Genomic DNA, 16,667 nt, shown 5'->3' with positions numbered 1-16,667 from the left:
GTCGGACCGTCTGCTCTCGGGATTACGGTAGCGGCAATGTCCACCTCCGGCCCCACCCCACCCGGTTCCGCGGGGTCTCGCCGCGTCGCCTTCGACCCGGTCACGGCGCTGGCGGGCCTCGCAACCGGGACCAGGAGCGAGCGGCTGCTGCACGTCCACGAGGTGCCGGCCCGCGCTGCGGCGCTCGTCCCGTGGCCCACCTGGGTCGATCCGAGCGTGTATGCCGCGTGTGCCGGTGCCGGGGTCACCTCCCTGTGGTTCCACCAGCGCGCGGCAGCCGACCTCGCCCACGACGGGTCACACGTGGTGATGGCCACCGGCACCGCGTCGGGCAAGAGCCTCGGCTACCTCCTGCCGGTGCTGTCGGCCCTCGTGGAGGGGTCCGCCGCCCCCTCCGGCCGCGGCGCGACAGCCCTCTACCTGTCCCCGACGAAGGCCCTGGCGGCCGACCAGCTGGCCCGGGTGCAGGCAATGGCCGTGCCGGGCGTGCGGGCGGCGACCTACGACGGCGACACGGCCACCGAGGAACGCCGCTGGATCCGCGACCACGCCCAGCTGATCCTCACCAACCCCGACCTGGTCCACCACTCGCTGCTGCCCCTGCACGAGCGGTGGGCACCGTTCCTGCGGGCCCTGCGCTACGTGGTCATCGACGAGTGCCACACCTACCGTGGGGTGTTCGGCTCGCACCTCGCGGCGCTGGTGCGCCGCCTGCGCCGGGTCTGCGCCCGCTACGGCGCACACCCGACCTTCATCCTCGCCTCCGCGACCGTGCGCGACCCGGGCCTGCACGCCGCCCGCCTCGTCGGTATGCCGGTCGTGCCGGTCACCGAGGACGGCTCGCCCCGGGAGGCGATGACCTTCGCGATGTGGGAGCCGGGCCTGCTCGGGGAGGGCGACGGCCGTCGCTCGGCCACGTCCGAGGCGGCCGACCTGCTGGCCGAGCTGGTCACCCAGCGCGTCCAGACGGTGGCCTTCGCCAAGTCGCGCGCCGGGGTCGAGGCCCTGGCCACCAGCGCCCGCCGCACGCTCACCGAGGTGTCGCCGGGGCTGGCCAGTGCCGTCGCGGCATACCGGGGTGGTTATCTGCCCGAGGAGCGGCGCGAGCTCGAACGCTCCCTGCGGGCCGGGTCGATCATCGGGCTGGCGGCCACGAACGCCCTCGAGCTGGGCATCGACATCAGCGGGCTCGACGCGGTGCTGCTGGCCGGCTGGCCGGGCACCCGTGCCTCGTTGTGGCAGCAGGCCGGCCGCGCGGGTCGTGCCGGCACGCGGTCGCTGGCGGTGTTCGTCGCGGCGGACGACCCGCTCGACACCTACGTCGTGCACCACCCCGAGGTCGTCTTCGGGCAGCCCGTCGAGGCCACCGTGCTCGACCCGGACAACCCCCACGTGCTGGGCCCGCACCTGGCCGCCGCGGCGGCCGAGCTGCCGTTGAAGGAGGACGACCTCGCGCTGTTCGGTGACCAGGCCCGGCCGCTCGTCGACGCTCTCGTCGCCCGCGGGATCCTGCGGCGCCGGCCGACCGGGTGGTACTGGGCGCGCACCGACCGTGCCTCCGACCACGTCTCGCTGCGTGGCGCCGGTGAGGTCGTCGGCATCGTCGAGCAGCGGACCGGTCGGGTGCTGGGCACCATCGACGAGGCGTCGGCCCACACCCAGGTCCACACCGGTGCCGTGCACGTCCACCAGGGCGACACCTACGTGGTGACCGAGCTCGACCTCGAGCACGGCACCGCGACAGCCGTGCGCGGTGACCCCGGATGGAGCACGTTCGCGCAGTCGGTGAGCGCGTTCGACATCATCGGGGCGCAGCGCAGCATGGCCTGGGGGCCGGTGCAGGTGTCCTTCGGGACGGTCCACGTGCACACCCAGGTCACGTCCTTCCTGCGACGGCTGCCCAGCGGCGAGGTGATCGGCACGCACCCGCTCGACCTCCCCCAGCGCACGCTGAACACGCGGGCGGTCTGGTGGACCATGCCGGTGGACTGGCTGGCGGCGGCCGGCGTGGCGGAGGTCGACATCCCCGGCTCGGCCCACGCGGCCGAGCACGCGGGGATCGGCATGCTGCCGCTGGTGGCGACGTGCGACCGGTGGGACATCGGTGGCGTGTCGACGGCGCTGCACCCCGACACCGGGCTGCCGACGATCATGGTCTACGACGGCCACCCCGGCGGGGCCGGCTTCGCCGAGCGGGCCTACGAGTCGTTCGAGGAGTGGCTGCGCTCGACGCTGGAGACGGTGAGTGCCTGTCGCTGCGAGAGCGGCTGCCCGGCCTGCGTGCAGTCACCCAAGTGCGGCAACGGGAACGAGCCGCTGGACAAATCGGGCGCGATCCGACTGCTGCGAGCGGTGCTCGCGGGTGCTCCGGACCAGCCCGCCGGGGCCGCGACACCCACGGGTCCGTCACCGTTTCCGATGGTGACGAATGGGGCAAACGCGCAGGCCAGCGGCTAGGGTCGAAGGCGGACGGTGCACCACGCACCCCTCATCGTCGGAGGTTTCTTCCGTGATCGTGCTCGGCCTGATCCTCGTCCTGCTCGCCGTGGGAGCAGGTGTCATCCTGTTCCTCACCACTGACTCGCTCACCACCCCGGTCGACCTCGAGTTCGCCGGCTACAGCTGGGGAATGACCCCGCTCGCCCTGCTCATCACCGGTGCAGCCGTGCTGCTGATCCTGTGGCTCGGGCTGGCGATGATCCGCAGCTCCGCCAAGCGCCGACGTCGCCCGGCCCGCGAGGCCAAGGAGGCCGAGCGCCAGGCCAAGATCGAGGAGAGCATCCGCGCGGACGAGCGCGCCCGCGCCGAGGAGTCGCACCACAGCGCCCTGGCCGAGCGCGACCGGGTGCGCGACGAGGAGTTCGAGGCCCGCCAGGCCGAACGCGACCGCGAGCGCGAGACCGAGTTCGCCACGCGGCAGCAGGACGCCGAGGAGCGGGCCCGCGCCTACGAGCGCAGCCGGCTCGAGGAGGAGTACGCAGCCCGACGCTCGACCTCGGGCGAGCCTGCGACCGCTGCCGCCGTCGGCGCGGGAGCAGGGGCCGGAGCCGGGATCGCCGCCAGCCAGGGCGACGACACCGACGACGAGCGCCACGCGACCGGAGACGACTTTGCCGCTCGCCACTCAGCGGACGCACCAGCCGACTCCGGCGCCACCGCTGGCACGACCACCGCTGACGACTCGGCGACCACGGACGACGCGACCACCGACGACGCCTCTGACGGCGCGACCACCGGTGACTCGACCCGCGTGATGGCGGCTGACGACTCGGCCACCCCGACCGACGGCGACGCCTCTGACGACCCGAACCACCCGGGCTACCGGACCGTTGCCGACAAGATCATGGGTCGCGACCCCGCTGGCTCTGCCGACTCTGGCGACGCGACCGACGACGCCGAGACGGCTGGCACGGGCGACCGCACCGACGGTGTCGATGACGTCGAGGCCGACCGGACCGAACGGGGCGACCGCTCCGTCCGCGAGTGACCCGCGACTGAACCGCTGGCGCCGACTCGCTCGGCAGCAGCTCCATCACGGCGACGGCCCGGCTCGGGCCGTCGCCGTCGTGGTCCGACGCCCGGTCCCCGGCAGGATGAACGACGGCCGCGCCACCGCCCGGCACGTCACCGAACCGTCTTGCCCCACGGCGCACCGAGCGGACTCAGCGCCGTTCCGCGAGGCCACCGAGACGCCTGACGCGGACGCCGCGGTCGGGTCGACGCCCCGTTGGAGGGCTTGGGCCGCAGCGAGGGCAGCGAGGTCCGCCGCTGACCGGGCCCGGTGGGTCGCGACCACGGCGCTGCCCAGGGCCAGGCCCGCGACGAGGACCACGAGCAGCACTCCGAGCGCCGCCAGCACCAGCACTGTCGCCGCCCCTCTGTCACCGCGCCGGGTCACCGGATCCCACCGTCTCCATGGCGGCCACCGCGCGACCTGTCGGAGTCGCCCGCGACCCGAGCCACCCGAGCCCCGGCGCCGGCCGCCCTCGCACCACTACCGTGACCTCCACCCCCGAGCCTGATCCGGCGGCCGAGACCGCGAACGCGGCGCCCGGTGGTGCCAGCGGCTTGCCTACGGCCAGGGCCGACGCCTGGTCGTCGCCTCGAGCCAGGGCCCGGGCCGTCGCCCTCGCAGCGTCGACGCAGCGCACCTGGTCGGTGACGGTCGCGACCGCCGACAGGGCCACGAACAGCACCAGGACCAGCGTGGGGATGGCGACGGCGAGCTCCGCCGTCGCCATCCCGCCCTCGCCGGCTAGCCGACCGAGCCCAGCGCGGCGGTGATGACGGACGCCAGTGCCGACTTGACGGTGCCGGACCGGACGATGGTGAGCAGGACGGCGGCGAACGCGCACGCGGCCAGCGTGCCCACGGCATACTCCGCTGTCGTCATGCCGGCCTCGGCCCTGCGTCGGATCGTCGAAAACCTTGTGACCAGTGTGCATTTCACGCTGTGCTCCTCGAATGGGTGACGGGCGCTCGGCCCGGTTCGCCCCTGAGTCCACCGGACCTCGCGCGGGGTCGCCATGCCACTCCGGCCGGCCTGTGGACGACCACGGAGGCAGGGGGTGCGTGTGGACGAAGGGCCAGCCTGCGTGGGCGGTTCCGGCAACGCACCCGCCGCCCACACAGAACTCGGGCCCTCACCTGAGGGAATGGTGAGGGCCCGAGCCCGGTCAGCGCACGGTCAGGGGGACGTGCGCGGGGTCAACCGACTTCCGGCTGGCACCGGGAAGGGAAAGCCGAGGGTGGCCAGACGTCCCTGCACCTGGTTCTGTGCGCTGCAGGCTCAAGACCTCCTCCTTCAGCGCCACGGCGACCCCACTGCTCAGCCTCAGGCCGCGGTAGTCGGGCACCTTGCTGGCATGGACCGGAGTGAACCGGCCGCCGGTCAGGTCCAGCTCGTTGGCCGCCCCGGTGAAGGCCTGATTCAGCACGGCGAAGTCGGAGCTGCGCACGTCGAACCGGGTGTCGCGGCCCCGCACACCGAATTTTTACCGAGCTGGGCGGCCGGGATCGTGGTGCGGATGCGGTCCGCCCCCACGGCAGGACGGTGGCCCCTGTTGTGAGGTTCAACAGCCGGTAGCCGCCGTTGACGCAGCCAGGCGACCCTCCCGACGAGCCTTACGGCTCACGAAGCCCCCGCGAGGATCCCCGAGGCGAGGGTGACCACCACCGGTACGACCGCGGTGCAGGCGAAGGCCGGGAGGAAGCCCAACCCCAGCGGCAGCACCAGCAGCACCCCAGCCCGCGCGGCAGCGCGTTCGCGGGCTCGCTCACCCTGCTCACGCATCCGGGCCGCCGCACCCTCGAGGAGCTCGGCCGCCGCCGCACCGGTCTGCTCGGACAGGTGGGTCGCGGTCGCCGCCTGCCGCCACCGGGCACCCGCATGGGCCCAGGCCTCCTGCGCCGACAACCCCCACCGCAGGGCAGCCACGACGGACGCGAGGTCGTCGCGCACCACGCCGGTGGCCCCCGACTGGACGTGGTGCAGCGCGGTGGTCAGCGGCAACCCGGCACGAAGGCAGAGTGCGACGAGGACGAGGGCATCGGCGACGTCACCATCGGCTGCCTGGTCCTGCCGACGGCCACGCCAAGGCACCCAGCCACCCAGGGCCCTCCCCCACGCTCGGGTCCTTCCAGGGCGAACGAGCATCGGCCCGGGTGGCACCCTGGCCGGCCACAGGACGGGGACCAGACCCGCCAGCATGCAGACCAGCAGGGTCGTCACGCGGCCCTCCGGAGGATGCGCCAGCTCCACAGCCACGCGCTCAGCCCGAGACCGATGCCCAGGACGAGGCTGGCAGTGGCCACGGACGAGGAGAGGTAGAGCGTCACCGGGTCCACACCCATCAGGGTCCCCACGACAGGGCCCGAGGCCGGCAGGAGGCACAGGACCGCCATCGACGCCTTGGGGCCAGCCGCTGCCGCCGACAACCGCTCGCGCGACCTGGCCCGGTCGCGCAGCACCTGCTCACCACAGGCCAGGGCGTCGGCCAGGGGCGCGCCGGTCAGCTCGCTCAGGGCCCACGCCTGGGCCACGAAGGACAGATCGGGACTCTCGTGGATCCGGGCGTGCCAGCGCCACACGTCGGCGAGCGGAGCACCGCGAACGGCAGCCGCCGAGAGGTCGTCGAGGAGCGGACCGAGCGCCTGGTCGGCAGGAAACATCGGCGCAGCCGCAGCCACCGCGACGGCTGGCGGCACCCCGGCTCGAAGCGGTGCGGCGAGTGCCGCAACCAGGTCGGCGAGAGCGCGCTCGCGAGCCGCTCGTCGTCCGGAGGCGCCCACCGTACGTCGCGGCGCGACCGTGGGCCGTGAGCCGGCGCCGTCCCGCACCCGACCCACCGGCCGAGCGGAGACCGAGCCACCGCCGGCACCGGGCAGCCGTTCAGTGCCCGCTGGCCACAGGGCCGCGGCCGCCACCACCAGGACCAGCACCGCGACGAGCAGGGCCGCAGAGGTCGGCGGGCCGGCAAGCGTCACTGGTCGACCCCGGCCAGGGCAGTGAGCGCCGGCCAGCCCGGGCCGACGATGTCGGCGGCAGCGTCGAGGGCGAGGTCGCAGGCGGTCTCGGAACCGGTCCACCGCAGCACCGAGATCGAGGCCACCCGCCGCCCCCCGCCCTCGCGCCCGAGGTGCACGACGGCTTCGACGGCACTGGCCAGCTGGGTCTGGATCGCGTCGCGAGGCAGCCCGGCCAGGGCGCCCAGCGCGTCGAACCGGCGGGGCACGTCGGCAGGCGCATTCGCGTGGAGCGTGCCGCAGCCACCGTCGTGCCCGGTGTTGAGCGCCGCGAGCATCTCGCGGACCTCGGCGCCACGCACCTCGCCGACGACGAGCCGGTCGGGCCGCATGCGAAGCGCCTGACGGACGAGGTCGACCAGCCCGACAGCTCCCTGACCCTCCACGTTGGCGCCCCTGCCCTGCAGTCGAACCACGTGGGGATGGTCGATGGCGAGCTCGCGAACGTCCTCCACGACGACGATGCGCTCGCCGCCCGTCACCTCGGACAGCATTGCCGCGAGCAGGGTCGTCTTGCCGGTGCCCGTGCCACCGGTGACCACGAACGAGCGGCGGCGACGCACCAACGCGCGGAGCAGCTCCTCGACCCTCGGTCCGAACATCCCCCGGGACCCCAGCCCGGCCAGCCCGGTGCCGACAGCCCGAGGGACCCGAAGGCTCAGGTGGGCACCGCCGTCGACCAACGGGGGAAGGATCGCGTGGAGCCGGATCCCCCCGGGGAGCAGCCCGTCCACCCAGGCCTGGCTCTCGTCGAGCCGGCGGCCGGCCAGAGCCGCCAACCGGACCGCCAGTCGTCGCGCCTCCGACGGCTCCAAGGCGAGGCCGCCCGGAGCCAGCGCTCCCTCGCCGCGGTCCACCCAGACGGACCCGTCGCCGTTGACCAGGACGTCGGTCACCCGCGGGTCGCGCACACACGGCTCGAGCGGACCCAGCCCGAGCACCTCTGAGGCCAGGAGGGCGCGGGCCGACTCGACGCCGGCCTCCCCGAGCCGAGCGGCGTCGGCAGCCGCGATCTCCCGCACCGCGCCGGGATCGGGCGCCTCGCCCCGGCGGATCCGGTCGACGATGAGGGCGTCGCGCCTCATCGTCGGACCAGCCACGGCGGCGGTGCGGACAGCAGCGAGTCGACAGCCCCGGCCAGGGCCCCCGACCCACGGCTGCCCGGTGGTCGCCCACGGTCCGCGTCGACGGGCACCCGGGGGTCGTCGCGCATGATGCCGGCCAGTGGGAGGTCGAGGTGCGCAGCGACCTCCTCCGGACCCAGTGCGTCGCCCCGGTGGGGGCGCAGCACGAGGGCGGCCGGCACCCCGAGGTCGTGGAGACGCTCAGCCGCCCCGGCGCCGTCGGCCAGCTGGCGGGCGCTCGACCCGACCACGAGCAGCAGGTCGCTGCACTGCTCCGCCAACCACGTCGAACACCCCAGGTCGACGACGGTCAGCCCACACACCCTGGACAACCCGGACACGGCCGCACGCACGACCTCGTCCGGAGGCGCCGGCCCTCGTCCGGCCAGGACCCGTGCCGAGCCTTCGGCGGGAAGCTCCCGGAGCAGCGCCGCACCGTCGATGTTGCCCTCGGCCTCGACCAGGTCCGCCCAGCGCAGCCCCGTGACGTGCTCGACGCAGGCCGTGACGTCGAGCGCGCCCCCGCCAGGCGCGCCGTCGACCGCCACCGTGGCGCCCACCCGGCCCACGGCGCGCACGGCGAGGGCGACGGCGAGGGTCGACACCCCCAGGCCGCCCGACGCCCCGATCACTCCCAGCACGCGATGGTCCATGCCGCCAAGCCTGCGGTGGCCCACGGCGCTGGGCGAGCGGCCGACGCCACGCCTGTGGAGCGGGGTCAGCCGATCACGGAGCTGTGGACGACGGACACCGCATCGGGACCAGTGCGGCACGACGGCGATGCGGGAACGGCGGGTCGAGGTATTCGCCTACCAGGATCCGGTCGCCGAATACCTCGAACCGGGGGAGCAGCCACGAGAACCTGGCTGGAGAAAGGGGACGGCCCCGGTCGGGGGGACAACCGGGGCCGTCGACGCGCCAAGCTCCGGGGGGGAGGAGCCGGTGCGCCGATCCGCTCTACCCACAAGGGGGAGCGGACGCCTTCATCGTGGACCATTAAGTGTTCAACCGCAACTCGTTCGTGACGCGTTTTGCCCACGAGATTCGAGTATTTCCGCGGACATGGCCGTCCATTCCGGACAAACCGCCGCCGCAGGGGGATGGCACCCCGCGTTGCGGGGTGCCATCGGCCGTGATCCGCCACGGGTTACCAGGCGTGCATTCTGTAGTTGTCGCACCGGGACAAGCCCGTCACGATCGGTCCACCAGTGGACTGCCCGCGCGTGGGTGCCCGATGGGGTCACGGTGGCCGTCGGACTCTCGTACGTCGACTTGCCCCCATGTCTACCCCCGCTCGGGAGCAAAGGAAACCCTTGACTTTGAGCCGCAGGTGGGCGTCCGGCGTTTCCCTCGACACCTGGAGGAGATTGGGTCAGGTGAGCCGGCCGGCACGCACCGCGTCGCAGATCTGGACCCCCTGCGCCGCGCCCGCGACCACCGCGTCGGCACAGTGCCCGATCCAGAGCCCCAGCCCTTCGGGCGTGCCCGTCCCGTATGCCGCGAGCGCGCCGAGGTAGGCCGGCCCACCCTGGGTGGCGTGCCCGGCCTCGGTCACCACGACCCCCGTCGGGTCGAGCCCGATGGCCTGCACCAGGGCCCGCTCGACAGCTCGCGCGACCACCCCGTTGGCCCGCACGAAGGGCCGGGCCGTCGCGATCTCGGCGTGCGCCACGGCAGCCACGACGAGGCCGGGCACGGCAGAGCCCGCGGTCATCACGGTGACCAGGAGGTCGAGCCGCTCGCGCAGGGCGTCCGACACCGGGGCCTCGCCGAGGTCGCGGAACTCGGCGCTGGTCTCGCCGGCCACCCTGGGTCGCCCGACCTGCTCGGCCGGCAGCAGCTCGGCGGCGGCGGCCACGTGCAGCCGCGCCAGCGCCTGCAGGGGAGCCTTCGTCACGAGACCCCTGACGTGCTCGCTCTCGGCCGTGGCCGTGACGGCTCCCCGCGCGACGAGCTCGACCGGGTCGGGTTGCAAGGGCCACTCGGCAGCCCCGCGCATCACGTCGCGGACCAGGTCGAGGGGGACCGTCGCCCCCTCGAGGGCGGCGCTCGCCTGCGCACCCCGCACCCGGGACTCCGCGGACGCCTCGGGGATGCGGCGGCGCAACGCCTCGTGCCAGCGCAGCTGCTCGCACGCATCGCGGGCGGCGGCGATCCGCTCGGGCACGCCCGGCAGCTCGGCAAGGGCGCTCAGCGAAGCGATGACGTCGACCACGCAGTGCAGCCTAGAGTTCGCCCTGTGTCGGGCAGCTTCCACCTCCCCACCGCGATCCTGGTCGCGGGGTCCCTGGGACTCCTCTATGCCCTCGTCCGGCTGGTCCGGCACGGTCGCAGCGCCTCGCGAGGCTTCGTCTCCGAGGTCGACCAGGCCACGCACGCCACGCTCCACACCGCGTCGCTCGCGGCCCGGCACCTCCAGGACGGGCTGACCGAGGACGGCACGGCCCGGGCCGCCAAGCACCTGCGCGAGCTGCTCGGCTCGTCGGCGGTGGCGATCTGCGACGGGGGCGGGCTGCTCGCCTGGGACGGCGCGGCCGACCACCACGCGGCGGATGCCCCCGGGCACGCCCAGGAGGTGCTGCGCACGGGGCGGACGATCGTCCTGCGCGCTGGTCAGGTCCAGTGCCCGGACCCCGACTGCCCGGTCCGCTCGGTGGTGATCGCCCCGGTGGTGACCGATGACCGCGTGGTCGCGGCGCTCGCGGCATACGGTCCCAACGCCTCGGCGGGGCTCGCCCGCGCGACGGAGGAGGTCGCGGGGTGGATGGCCACCCAGGCCGAGCTCGCCGACCTCGGCCACCAGCGCACCCGCACGATGGAGGCCGAGCTGCGCGCCCTGCGCGCGCAGATCAGCCCGCACTTCATCTACAACTCCCTGGCCGCCATCGCCTCGTTCGTGCGCACCGACCCCGACCGGGCCCGCGACCTGCTCCTGGAGTTCGCGGACTTCACCCGCTACGCGCTGCGCCGCGGCGGGGTCTTCACGACCTTGGCCGAGGAGCTCCGCAACGTCGAGCGCTACCTCGTGCTCGAGCAGGCGCGGTTCGGCGACCGGCTGCAGATCTCTCTCCTCATCGCGCCGGAGGTCCTGCCGGTCACGGTCCCCTACCTGGCCATCCAGCCCCTGGTCGAGAACGCCGTCCGGCACGGGCTGGCGACCAAGGAGGGCGGTGGCCACGTGAGCATCACCGCCAGCGACGAAGGGGCCGAAGCCGTGATCACGGTCGAGGACGACGGGGTCGGGTCGGACCCCGCCGCGATCCGCACCATCCTCGACGGCCATGCCGACGGCGACAACGTCGGCCTCGGCAATGTCGACGCCCGGCTCCGCCAGGTCTACGGCGACGACTTCGGGCTGGTCGTCGAGACCGCTCCCGGGGCGGGCACCAGGGTGACTTTCCGGGTGCCCAAGTACGCCCCCGGCGTCCACGCGACGACGTAGTCTCTCCCCCATGGCTGGCGCCCTCTCCGGCGACCCGGAGCACCGCCGCCCGCAGGACGCCACCGGCGGCTCCACGGGTGCAGCCCTGCGTGCCCTCGTCGTGGACGACGAGGCGCCGGCCCTCGAGGAGCTCAGCTGGCTGCTGCGCCAGGACGAGCGGATCGCGGAGGTCGTGACGGCGTCGAGCGGCGCAGACGCCCTGCGGTCGCTCGACAGCGGCGACATCGACGTCGTCTTCTCGGACATCTCGATGCCCGGCCTCGACGGCATGGAGCTGGCCCGCGTCATCGCCCGCTTCGTGGAGCGCCCCCAGGTCGTCTTCGTGACCGCCCACGACCAGCACGCCGTCGACGCGTTCGCCGTCGACGCCACCGACTACGTGATGAAGCCGGTGCGCAAGGACCGCCTCGCTGAGGCGGTGCGCAGGGTGGTCGCCGCCGTGGAGCCGGGAGGGGCCGCGCCGCAGGCGGCGGGAGAGCCCGAGGACGAGACGATCCCGGTGGAGCTCGCCGGCGTCACGCGGTTCATCACGCGCAGCCAGGTCCGCTACGCCCAGGCCCAGGGCGACTACGCACGGCTGCACACGGCCACCGGCAGCCACCTCGTCCGCATCCCGCTCAGCACCCTCGAAGAACGGTGGGCCGCAGCGGGATTCGTGCGGATCCACCGGAGCACGCTGGTGTCGCTCACGCACGTCAGGGAGGTGCGCATGGAGCACGGTCGGTGCAGTGTCATGCTCGACGACACCGAGCTCCAGGTGAGCCGACGCCACACCCGGGAGCTGCGCGACCGCCTGCTGCGCGCGACCCTGCGCACCTCGTCGTGAGCTCGACGTGGTGAGCTCCGGCACCGGCCCGCCCGGCGAGCCGCACGAACCCACGCCGCCGGTCCCTTCGCGGGTCAGGGTCACGAGCACCCGCCGTGATGCCGCCACCCGGCGCGACCTGCGCCCGCTCACCCGTGACCTCGACGAGCAGAGCACGCTCGGCGAGGTCTACATGGCGGGGTTGATGTCCGCCCAGCTGCGACTCGCCCTGCGGGTGCTCGCCTTCGGGGCCGTGGGTCTGGGCGGACTGCCGCTGCTGTTCCTGCTGGTGCCCGCCACGCGGACGATGGAGATCGGGCGGTTCCCGCTCCCGTGGATCGTGCTCGCCGTGGTCGTCTACCCGGTCGCGATCATCGTGGCGCGCGTCTACGTCCGGGCCTCCGAGCGGATCGAGGCCAAGTTCTCCGACACGGTGCGTCGCCGGTGAACCCGGCCTACGGCGTCGTCGCCATCGTCCTGGTCTGCACGGTGACGCTCGCGATCGGCGCGTTCGGGCTCCGGCTGTCACGCACGACCAGCGACTTCTACGTGGCCGGGCGCACGGTCACCCCCTACCGCAACGCCAGCGCCATCGGCGGTGAGTACCTTTCCGCCGCAAGCTTTCTCGGCATCGCGGGGCTGGTCTACACCAACGGCCTGGACATGCTGTGGTTCCCGGTGGGCTACACCGTCGGCTACGTCGTCCTGCTGGTCCTGGTCGCCGCGCCACTGCGGCGCTCCGGCGCCTACACGCTGCCCGACTTCGCGGAGGCGAGGCTCGAGAGCACCGTGATCCGGCGGCTCTGCTCGGTGCTCGTGGTCGGCATCGGGTGGCTCTACCTCCTCCCCCAGCTGCAGGGCGCGGGTCTGGCCCTGGGCACGGTGACCGGGGCGCCGACGTGGGTCGGTGGGCTGATCGTGGCGGTGGTGGTCGTCGCGAACGTCGCCGCCGGCGGGATGCGTTCGATCACCCTGGTGCAGTCCGTGCAGTACTGGGTGAAGCTCACCGCCATCGCCGTCCCCGCCTTCGTCCTGCTCGGCGCGTGGGTCGGCGACGGCGCTCCGGGCCCGGCCGCCGCCCAGGAGACCAAGTGGATCGAGCCGCTGAACGGACTGGCGGGACAAGGACATCCGGTCTACGCCACCTACAGCCTGCTGCTCGCCCTCGGCCTCGGCACGATGGGCCTGCCCCACGTGCTGGTCCGCTTCTACACGAACCCTGACGGCAGGGCTGCCCGGCGGACGACCGTCACCGTCGTCGCCCTGCTCGGCGCCTTCTACCTCTTCCCGCCCGTCTACGGCGTGCTCGGCCGCGTCTACCTGCCCGACCTGGCGAGCGGAACCGCCGACACGCTCGTGCTCAGGCTGCCCGGCGCCATGGTGCCGGACCAGCTCGGCGAGACGCTGTCGGCGGTGCTCGCGGGTGGTGCCTTCGCCGCCTTCCTGTCGACGGCCTCCGGGCTCACCATGTCGGTGGCAGGGGTCATCGACCAGGACCTGCTGCGCCGTCGGCTGGGCCGGATGACCGGTGACGACTTCACCGTGGCGCAAGGCTTCCGGCTCGCGACCGTGCTGTCCGTGATCGTCCCGTATGCCGCGTCGAGACTCATCGAGCCCGTCGGCCTCGCGACGATGGTGAGCCTGGCCTTCGCGGTCGCCGCGTCGACGTTCTGCCCGCTGCTGGTGCTGGGGTCGTGGTGGCGCGGACTGAGCACCGTCGGCGCGGCCGCCGGGCTCGTGGTCGGCGGCGGCCTCGCGGCCACCGCGGTCGCCTTGACGATCTTCGCCGGCCCGATCCCCGGGTGGCCGGGGGCGCTGCTCGGCCAGCCGGCGGCGTGGACGATCCCGATCTCGTTCGCCACGGCGGTCCTCGTGTCCCTGGCCACGCCCGGCCGGATCCCGCGGCACACGGCCCGCACCATGGTCCGGCTGCACACGCCCGAGGACCTCGCCCTCGACCGCAACTGAGCTAGGGGATCTGCGACCAGGGCTCGACCGATTCCTCGAGCCTGTGAGAGATGTCGGAGATCTCGGGCAGCTCACCCGTCGCCACCGCGATCACGAGGTCGTAGGCCGCATCGTTGGTGAGCCGGAGCTGCAGACCGTTCGCGCCGTAGAAGGCCAGCATGGAGACGAAGCCCAGCCTCTTGTTGCCGTCGACGAGAGGGTGGTTGTTGACGATCGACTGGAGGAGTGCCGCTGCCTTCTCGTGGACCGTCGGGTAGGCGTCCTCGCCGAAGACGGTCGTGGCCGGGCGGGCTACGGCGCTCTGGAGGAGACCGGCATCACGCACCTGCACCTCACCCAGGACGCGCTCTGCGATGTGCAGGACGTCAGCAAAGGTCAGCAGGATCACTGGCCGAGTCGCTCGATCGCGTCGGCGAAGCGGACCAGCTCACGGTCGAGGACCGCGTCGACGATCTGTCGCCGGCTGGCCTGCTCGAGATAGCTCGACACGGCGTCGCGGGCCACCTCCTGCATCGAACGACCCTCTTCCTTGGCCCGTCGGCGCAAGGCCTCCGTCTCGTCCTCACTCAGTCTCAGGGTCATGGCCATGGTGCGATGGTATCACCGGTGACACCACTTGCGGCGGGCGGCCAGACGACGGCCGCGGCCGTTGGGCGCACGAGGGCGACCGTTCACCGCAGCAAACCCGGCCACCCGGCGACCGCACCCCTCCGCACGGCGCGCGGCCACGCGGCATACCTGCTGCTCAGGGGGCTGCGGGAGCACAGTGGCGACGACCGCGGGACAAGCCCGCGCCATCACTGGAGGTGTCCCGTGAGCAACGACGCTCGCACGGAGCACGACCCGTACGTCGCACTCCAAGACTCCGCGGACTTCGCAGACCTCAGGTCCCGGTTCCGCAGGTTCGTCTTCCCGATGACCGGCCTCTTCCTCGCCTGGTACTTCCTCTACGTGCTGCTGTCCGTCTACGCCTCGGACTTCATGAGCACCAAGGTGTTCGGCAACATCAACATCGGCCTCCTGCTCGGCCTCGGCCAGTTCGTGTCGACCTTCGTCATCACGATCATCTACGTGCGCTGGGCCGACCGTGAGTTCGACCCGCGCGCCGCCGCACTCGCCACGACGATCGGGGAGGACCACCGATGAGCCTGCCCACCCTCGCCCCCGCTGCCACCGAGGTCGGCAGCCCGGCGCTCAACATCAGCATCTTCGGCGTCTTCGTCCTGATCACGCTCGCGATCGTCATCCGGGCGTCGCGCAACAACCGCAGCGCCGCCGACTTCTACGCCGGTGGCCGCGCCTTCACCGGACGCCAGAACGGCATCGCCATCGCCGGTGACTACCTCTCGGCGGCCAGCTTCCTCGGCATCGCCGGAGCCATCGCGCTCAACGGCTATGACGGCTTCCTCTACTCGATCGGGTTCCTCGTCGCCTGGCTGGTGGCGCTGCTCCTGGTCGCCGAGCTGCTGCGCAACGCCGGCAAGTACACGATGGCCGACGTCCTGTCGTTCCGGCTGAAGCAACGCCCGGTCCGCATGGCTGCCGCCATCTCGACCCTCGCGGTCTGCTTCTTCTACCTGCTGGCTCAGATGGCCGGAGCCGGTGGCCTGGTGGCCCTGCTGCTGGGGATCGACGACAAGGCCGGGCAGTCCGTCGTCATCGCCGTCGTCGGCGTCATCATGATCACCTACGTGCTCATCGGTGGCATGAAGGGCACCACCTGGGTGCAGATCATCAAGGCCGTCCTGCTCATCCTCGGGGCCGGCGTGATGTTCCTGTGGGTGCTCGGCAAGTTCGGGCTCAACCTCAGCTCGCTGCTCGGTGACGCCGTCGAGGCCTCGGGTGGCAAGAAGGTGCTCGACCCCGGGCTGCAGTACGGCAAGACCGGCACCACCAAGATCGACTTCATCTCGCTGTCGCTGGCCCTGGTGCTCGGCACCGCCGGCCTGCCGCACGTGCTGATGCGGTTCTACACGGTGCCGTCGTCGAAGGAGGCCCGGAAGTCGGTCGAGTGGGCCATCTGGCTGATCGGCATCTTCTACCTCTTCACCCTGGTCCTCGGCTACGGCGCCGCCGCCCTCGTCGGACCCAAGGTGATCGCCGCCGCCCCCGGCAAGGCCAACTCCGCTGCACCACTGCTCGCCTATGAGCTCGGCGGAGAGCTGCTGCTGGGACTCATCTCGGCGGTGGCGTTCGCGACGATCCTCGCGGTCGTCGCCGGCCTCACCATCACGGCGAGCGCCAGCCTCTCGCACGACATCTACAACTCCGTCATCAAGGAGGGCACCGCCTCCCCGGAGGACGAGGTCCGGGTCGCCCGCATCACTGCGGTCGTGATCGGCATCTTCGCCATCCTCGGTGGCATCCTCGCCAACGGGCAGAACATCGCGTTCCTCGTCGCCCTCGCCTTCGCCATCGCGGCGTCGGCGAACCTCCCGACGATCCTCTACTCGTTGTTCTGGAAGCGGTTCAACACCCGCGGTGCGCTGTGGTCCATCTACGGCGGGCTCATCACGGCGCTGACGTTGATCGTCTTCAGCCCGGTCGTCTCCGGCAAGCCGGTCGACCCGGCCACCGGCAAGTCGCTGTCGATGCTGCAGGGCACCGACTTCCACTGGTTCCCGTTGGACAACCCCGGCATCATCTCGATCCCGCTGGCCTTCATCCTCGGCTGGCTGGGCACCGTGACGAGCAAGGAGTTCAACGCCGCCAAGTACGCCGAGATGGAGGTGCGGTCGCTGACCGGCCACGGCGCCGAGAAGGCGGTCGCGCACTAGGCCACCACCCGGCATACCCCGGAACC

General features: G+C 72.7%; 19 protein-coding genes. 8 read left to right on the top strand and 11 right to left on the bottom strand.

Going from position 1 to position 16,667, the window contains the following annotated elements; translation table 11 throughout:
- The first annotated feature begins 36 nt into the window (after positions 1-36).
- A complete protein-coding gene (locus ASG91_RS06105; RefSeq protein ID WP_082593947.1) occupies positions 37-2,457 on the top strand; it encodes a DEAD/DEAH box helicase in 2,421 nt (806 codons plus the stop codon).
- 52 nt (positions 2,458-2,509) lie between these two features.
- Positions 2,510-3,487 carry a hypothetical protein gene (locus tag ASG91_RS06100; RefSeq protein WP_056921688.1) on the top strand — a complete coding sequence of 326 codons (978 nt, stop codon included), beginning with the start codon at positions 2,510-2,512 and terminating at the stop codon, positions 3,485-3,487.
- Positions 3,488-3,532: 45 nt separating this feature from the next.
- Here the strand turns inward: ASG91_RS06100 and ASG91_RS06095 are convergent, their stop codons facing one another.
- From ASG91_RS06095 to ASG91_RS20570, 9 genes are all read right to left on the bottom strand, one after another.
- On the bottom strand, positions 3,533-3,898 hold the full coding sequence (locus tag ASG91_RS06095) for an Rv3654c family TadE-like protein (protein WP_056921687.1): 366 nt from the start codon (positions 3,896-3,898) through the stop codon (positions 3,533-3,535).
- Positions 3,882-4,241: a TadE family type IV pilus minor pilin gene (locus ASG91_RS06090; RefSeq protein WP_056921686.1), complete on the bottom strand. Its 360-nt coding sequence runs from the start codon at positions 4,239-4,241 to the stop codon at positions 3,882-3,884. Before ASG91_RS06090 ends, ASG91_RS06095 begins: the two co-directional genes overlap by 17 nt.
- Before the next feature lie 14 nt (positions 4,242-4,255).
- The gene (locus tag ASG91_RS21145; protein WP_235544038.1) at positions 4,256-4,393 is read right to left on the bottom strand and encodes a DUF4244 domain-containing protein; all 138 of its coding nucleotides are present in this window, start codon (positions 4,391-4,393) and stop codon (positions 4,256-4,258) included.
- Between the two features lie 283 nt (positions 4,394-4,676).
- Positions 4,677-4,958: a hypothetical protein gene (locus tag ASG91_RS06085; RefSeq protein ID WP_162257506.1), complete on the bottom strand. Its 282-nt coding sequence runs from the start codon at positions 4,956-4,958 to the stop codon at positions 4,677-4,679.
- Positions 4,959-5,131: 173 nt separating this feature from the next.
- Complete coding sequence (locus tag ASG91_RS06080) at positions 5,132-5,602, bottom strand: type II secretion system F family protein (protein WP_056921684.1); 471 nt, start codon at positions 5,600-5,602, stop codon at positions 5,132-5,134.
- A gap of 125 nt (positions 5,603-5,727) precedes the next feature.
- The gene (locus ASG91_RS06075; protein ID WP_056921683.1) at positions 5,728-6,486 is read right to left on the bottom strand and encodes a type II secretion system F family protein; all 759 of its coding nucleotides are present in this window, start codon (positions 6,484-6,486) and stop codon (positions 5,728-5,730) included.
- Positions 6,483-7,610 (bottom strand): TadA family conjugal transfer-associated ATPase, encoded by a 1,128-nt coding sequence (locus ASG91_RS06070; protein ID WP_056921682.1) that lies wholly within the window; start codon positions 7,608-7,610, stop codon positions 6,483-6,485. Before ASG91_RS06070 ends, ASG91_RS06075 begins: the two co-directional genes overlap by 4 nt.
- Complete coding sequence (locus ASG91_RS06065; RefSeq protein ID WP_157582264.1) at positions 7,607-8,302, bottom strand: hypothetical protein; 696 nt, start codon at positions 8,300-8,302, stop codon at positions 7,607-7,609. Before ASG91_RS06065 ends, ASG91_RS06070 begins: the two co-directional genes overlap by 4 nt.
- A gap of 719 nt (positions 8,303-9,021) precedes the next feature.
- Positions 9,022-9,864 (bottom strand): hypothetical protein, encoded by an 843-nt coding sequence (locus ASG91_RS20570; protein ID WP_056921680.1) that lies wholly within the window; start codon positions 9,862-9,864, stop codon positions 9,022-9,024.
- A gap of 24 nt (positions 9,865-9,888) precedes the next feature.
- Between ASG91_RS20570 and ASG91_RS20565 the strand changes: the two genes are divergently transcribed.
- From ASG91_RS20565 to ASG91_RS06040, 4 genes are read left to right on the top strand one after another with little or no spacing between them, the layout of a single operon-like run.
- Entirely contained in the window at positions 9,889-11,091 is a 1,203-nt protein-coding gene (locus tag ASG91_RS20565; RefSeq protein ID WP_157582267.1) for a histidine kinase, read from the top strand.
- A gap of 10 nt (positions 11,092-11,101) precedes the next feature.
- Positions 11,102-11,917 (top strand): LytTR family DNA-binding domain-containing protein, encoded by an 816-nt coding sequence (locus tag ASG91_RS06050; RefSeq protein WP_082592884.1) that lies wholly within the window; start codon positions 11,102-11,104, stop codon positions 11,915-11,917.
- Positions 11,918-11,927: 10 nt separating this feature from the next.
- Positions 11,928-12,344 (top strand): hypothetical protein, encoded by a 417-nt coding sequence (locus ASG91_RS06045; RefSeq protein ID WP_056921829.1) that lies wholly within the window; start codon positions 11,928-11,930, stop codon positions 12,342-12,344.
- On the top strand, positions 12,341-13,864 hold the full coding sequence (locus ASG91_RS06040) for a cation acetate symporter (RefSeq protein WP_056921679.1): 1,524 nt from the start codon (positions 12,341-12,343) through the stop codon (positions 13,862-13,864). Before ASG91_RS06045 ends, ASG91_RS06040 begins: the two co-directional genes overlap by 4 nt.
- A gap of 1 nt (position 13,865) precedes the next feature.
- Here the strand turns inward: ASG91_RS06040 and ASG91_RS06035 are convergent, their stop codons facing one another.
- Together ASG91_RS06035 and ASG91_RS06030 are read right to left on the bottom strand one after the other, a co-directional pair.
- The gene (locus tag ASG91_RS06035; protein WP_056921678.1) at positions 13,866-14,252 is read right to left on the bottom strand and encodes a type II toxin-antitoxin system death-on-curing family toxin; all 387 of its coding nucleotides are present in this window, start codon (positions 14,250-14,252) and stop codon (positions 13,866-13,868) included.
- Positions 14,249-14,452 (bottom strand): ribbon-helix-helix protein, CopG family, encoded by a 204-nt coding sequence (locus ASG91_RS06030; RefSeq protein ID WP_200961232.1) that lies wholly within the window; start codon positions 14,450-14,452, stop codon positions 14,249-14,251. Before ASG91_RS06030 ends, ASG91_RS06035 begins: the two co-directional genes overlap by 4 nt.
- Before the next feature lie 225 nt (positions 14,453-14,677).
- Between ASG91_RS06030 and ASG91_RS21140 the strand changes: the two genes are divergently transcribed.
- Both ASG91_RS21140 and ASG91_RS06020 read left to right on the top strand, forming a co-directional pair.
- Positions 14,678-15,010, top strand: coding sequence for a DUF485 domain-containing protein (locus ASG91_RS21140; protein WP_056921677.1), 333 nt, complete (start codon positions 14,678-14,680; stop codon positions 15,008-15,010).
- Complete coding sequence (locus tag ASG91_RS06020) at positions 15,007-16,641, top strand: cation acetate symporter (RefSeq protein ID WP_056921676.1); 1,635 nt, start codon at positions 15,007-15,009, stop codon at positions 16,639-16,641. Before ASG91_RS21140 ends, ASG91_RS06020 begins: the two co-directional genes overlap by 4 nt.
- The last annotated feature ends 26 nt before the right edge of the window (positions 16,642-16,667 follow it).

Origin of the sequence: Phycicoccus sp. Soil802, from assembly GCF_001429605.1 — a bacterium.
Classification (GTDB): Bacteria; Actinomycetota; Actinomycetes; order Actinomycetales; family Dermatophilaceae; genus Pedococcus.
The sequence above is the reverse complement of the archived record's forward strand: the minus strand, read 5'-3'. Positions and strand labels throughout refer to the sequence as shown.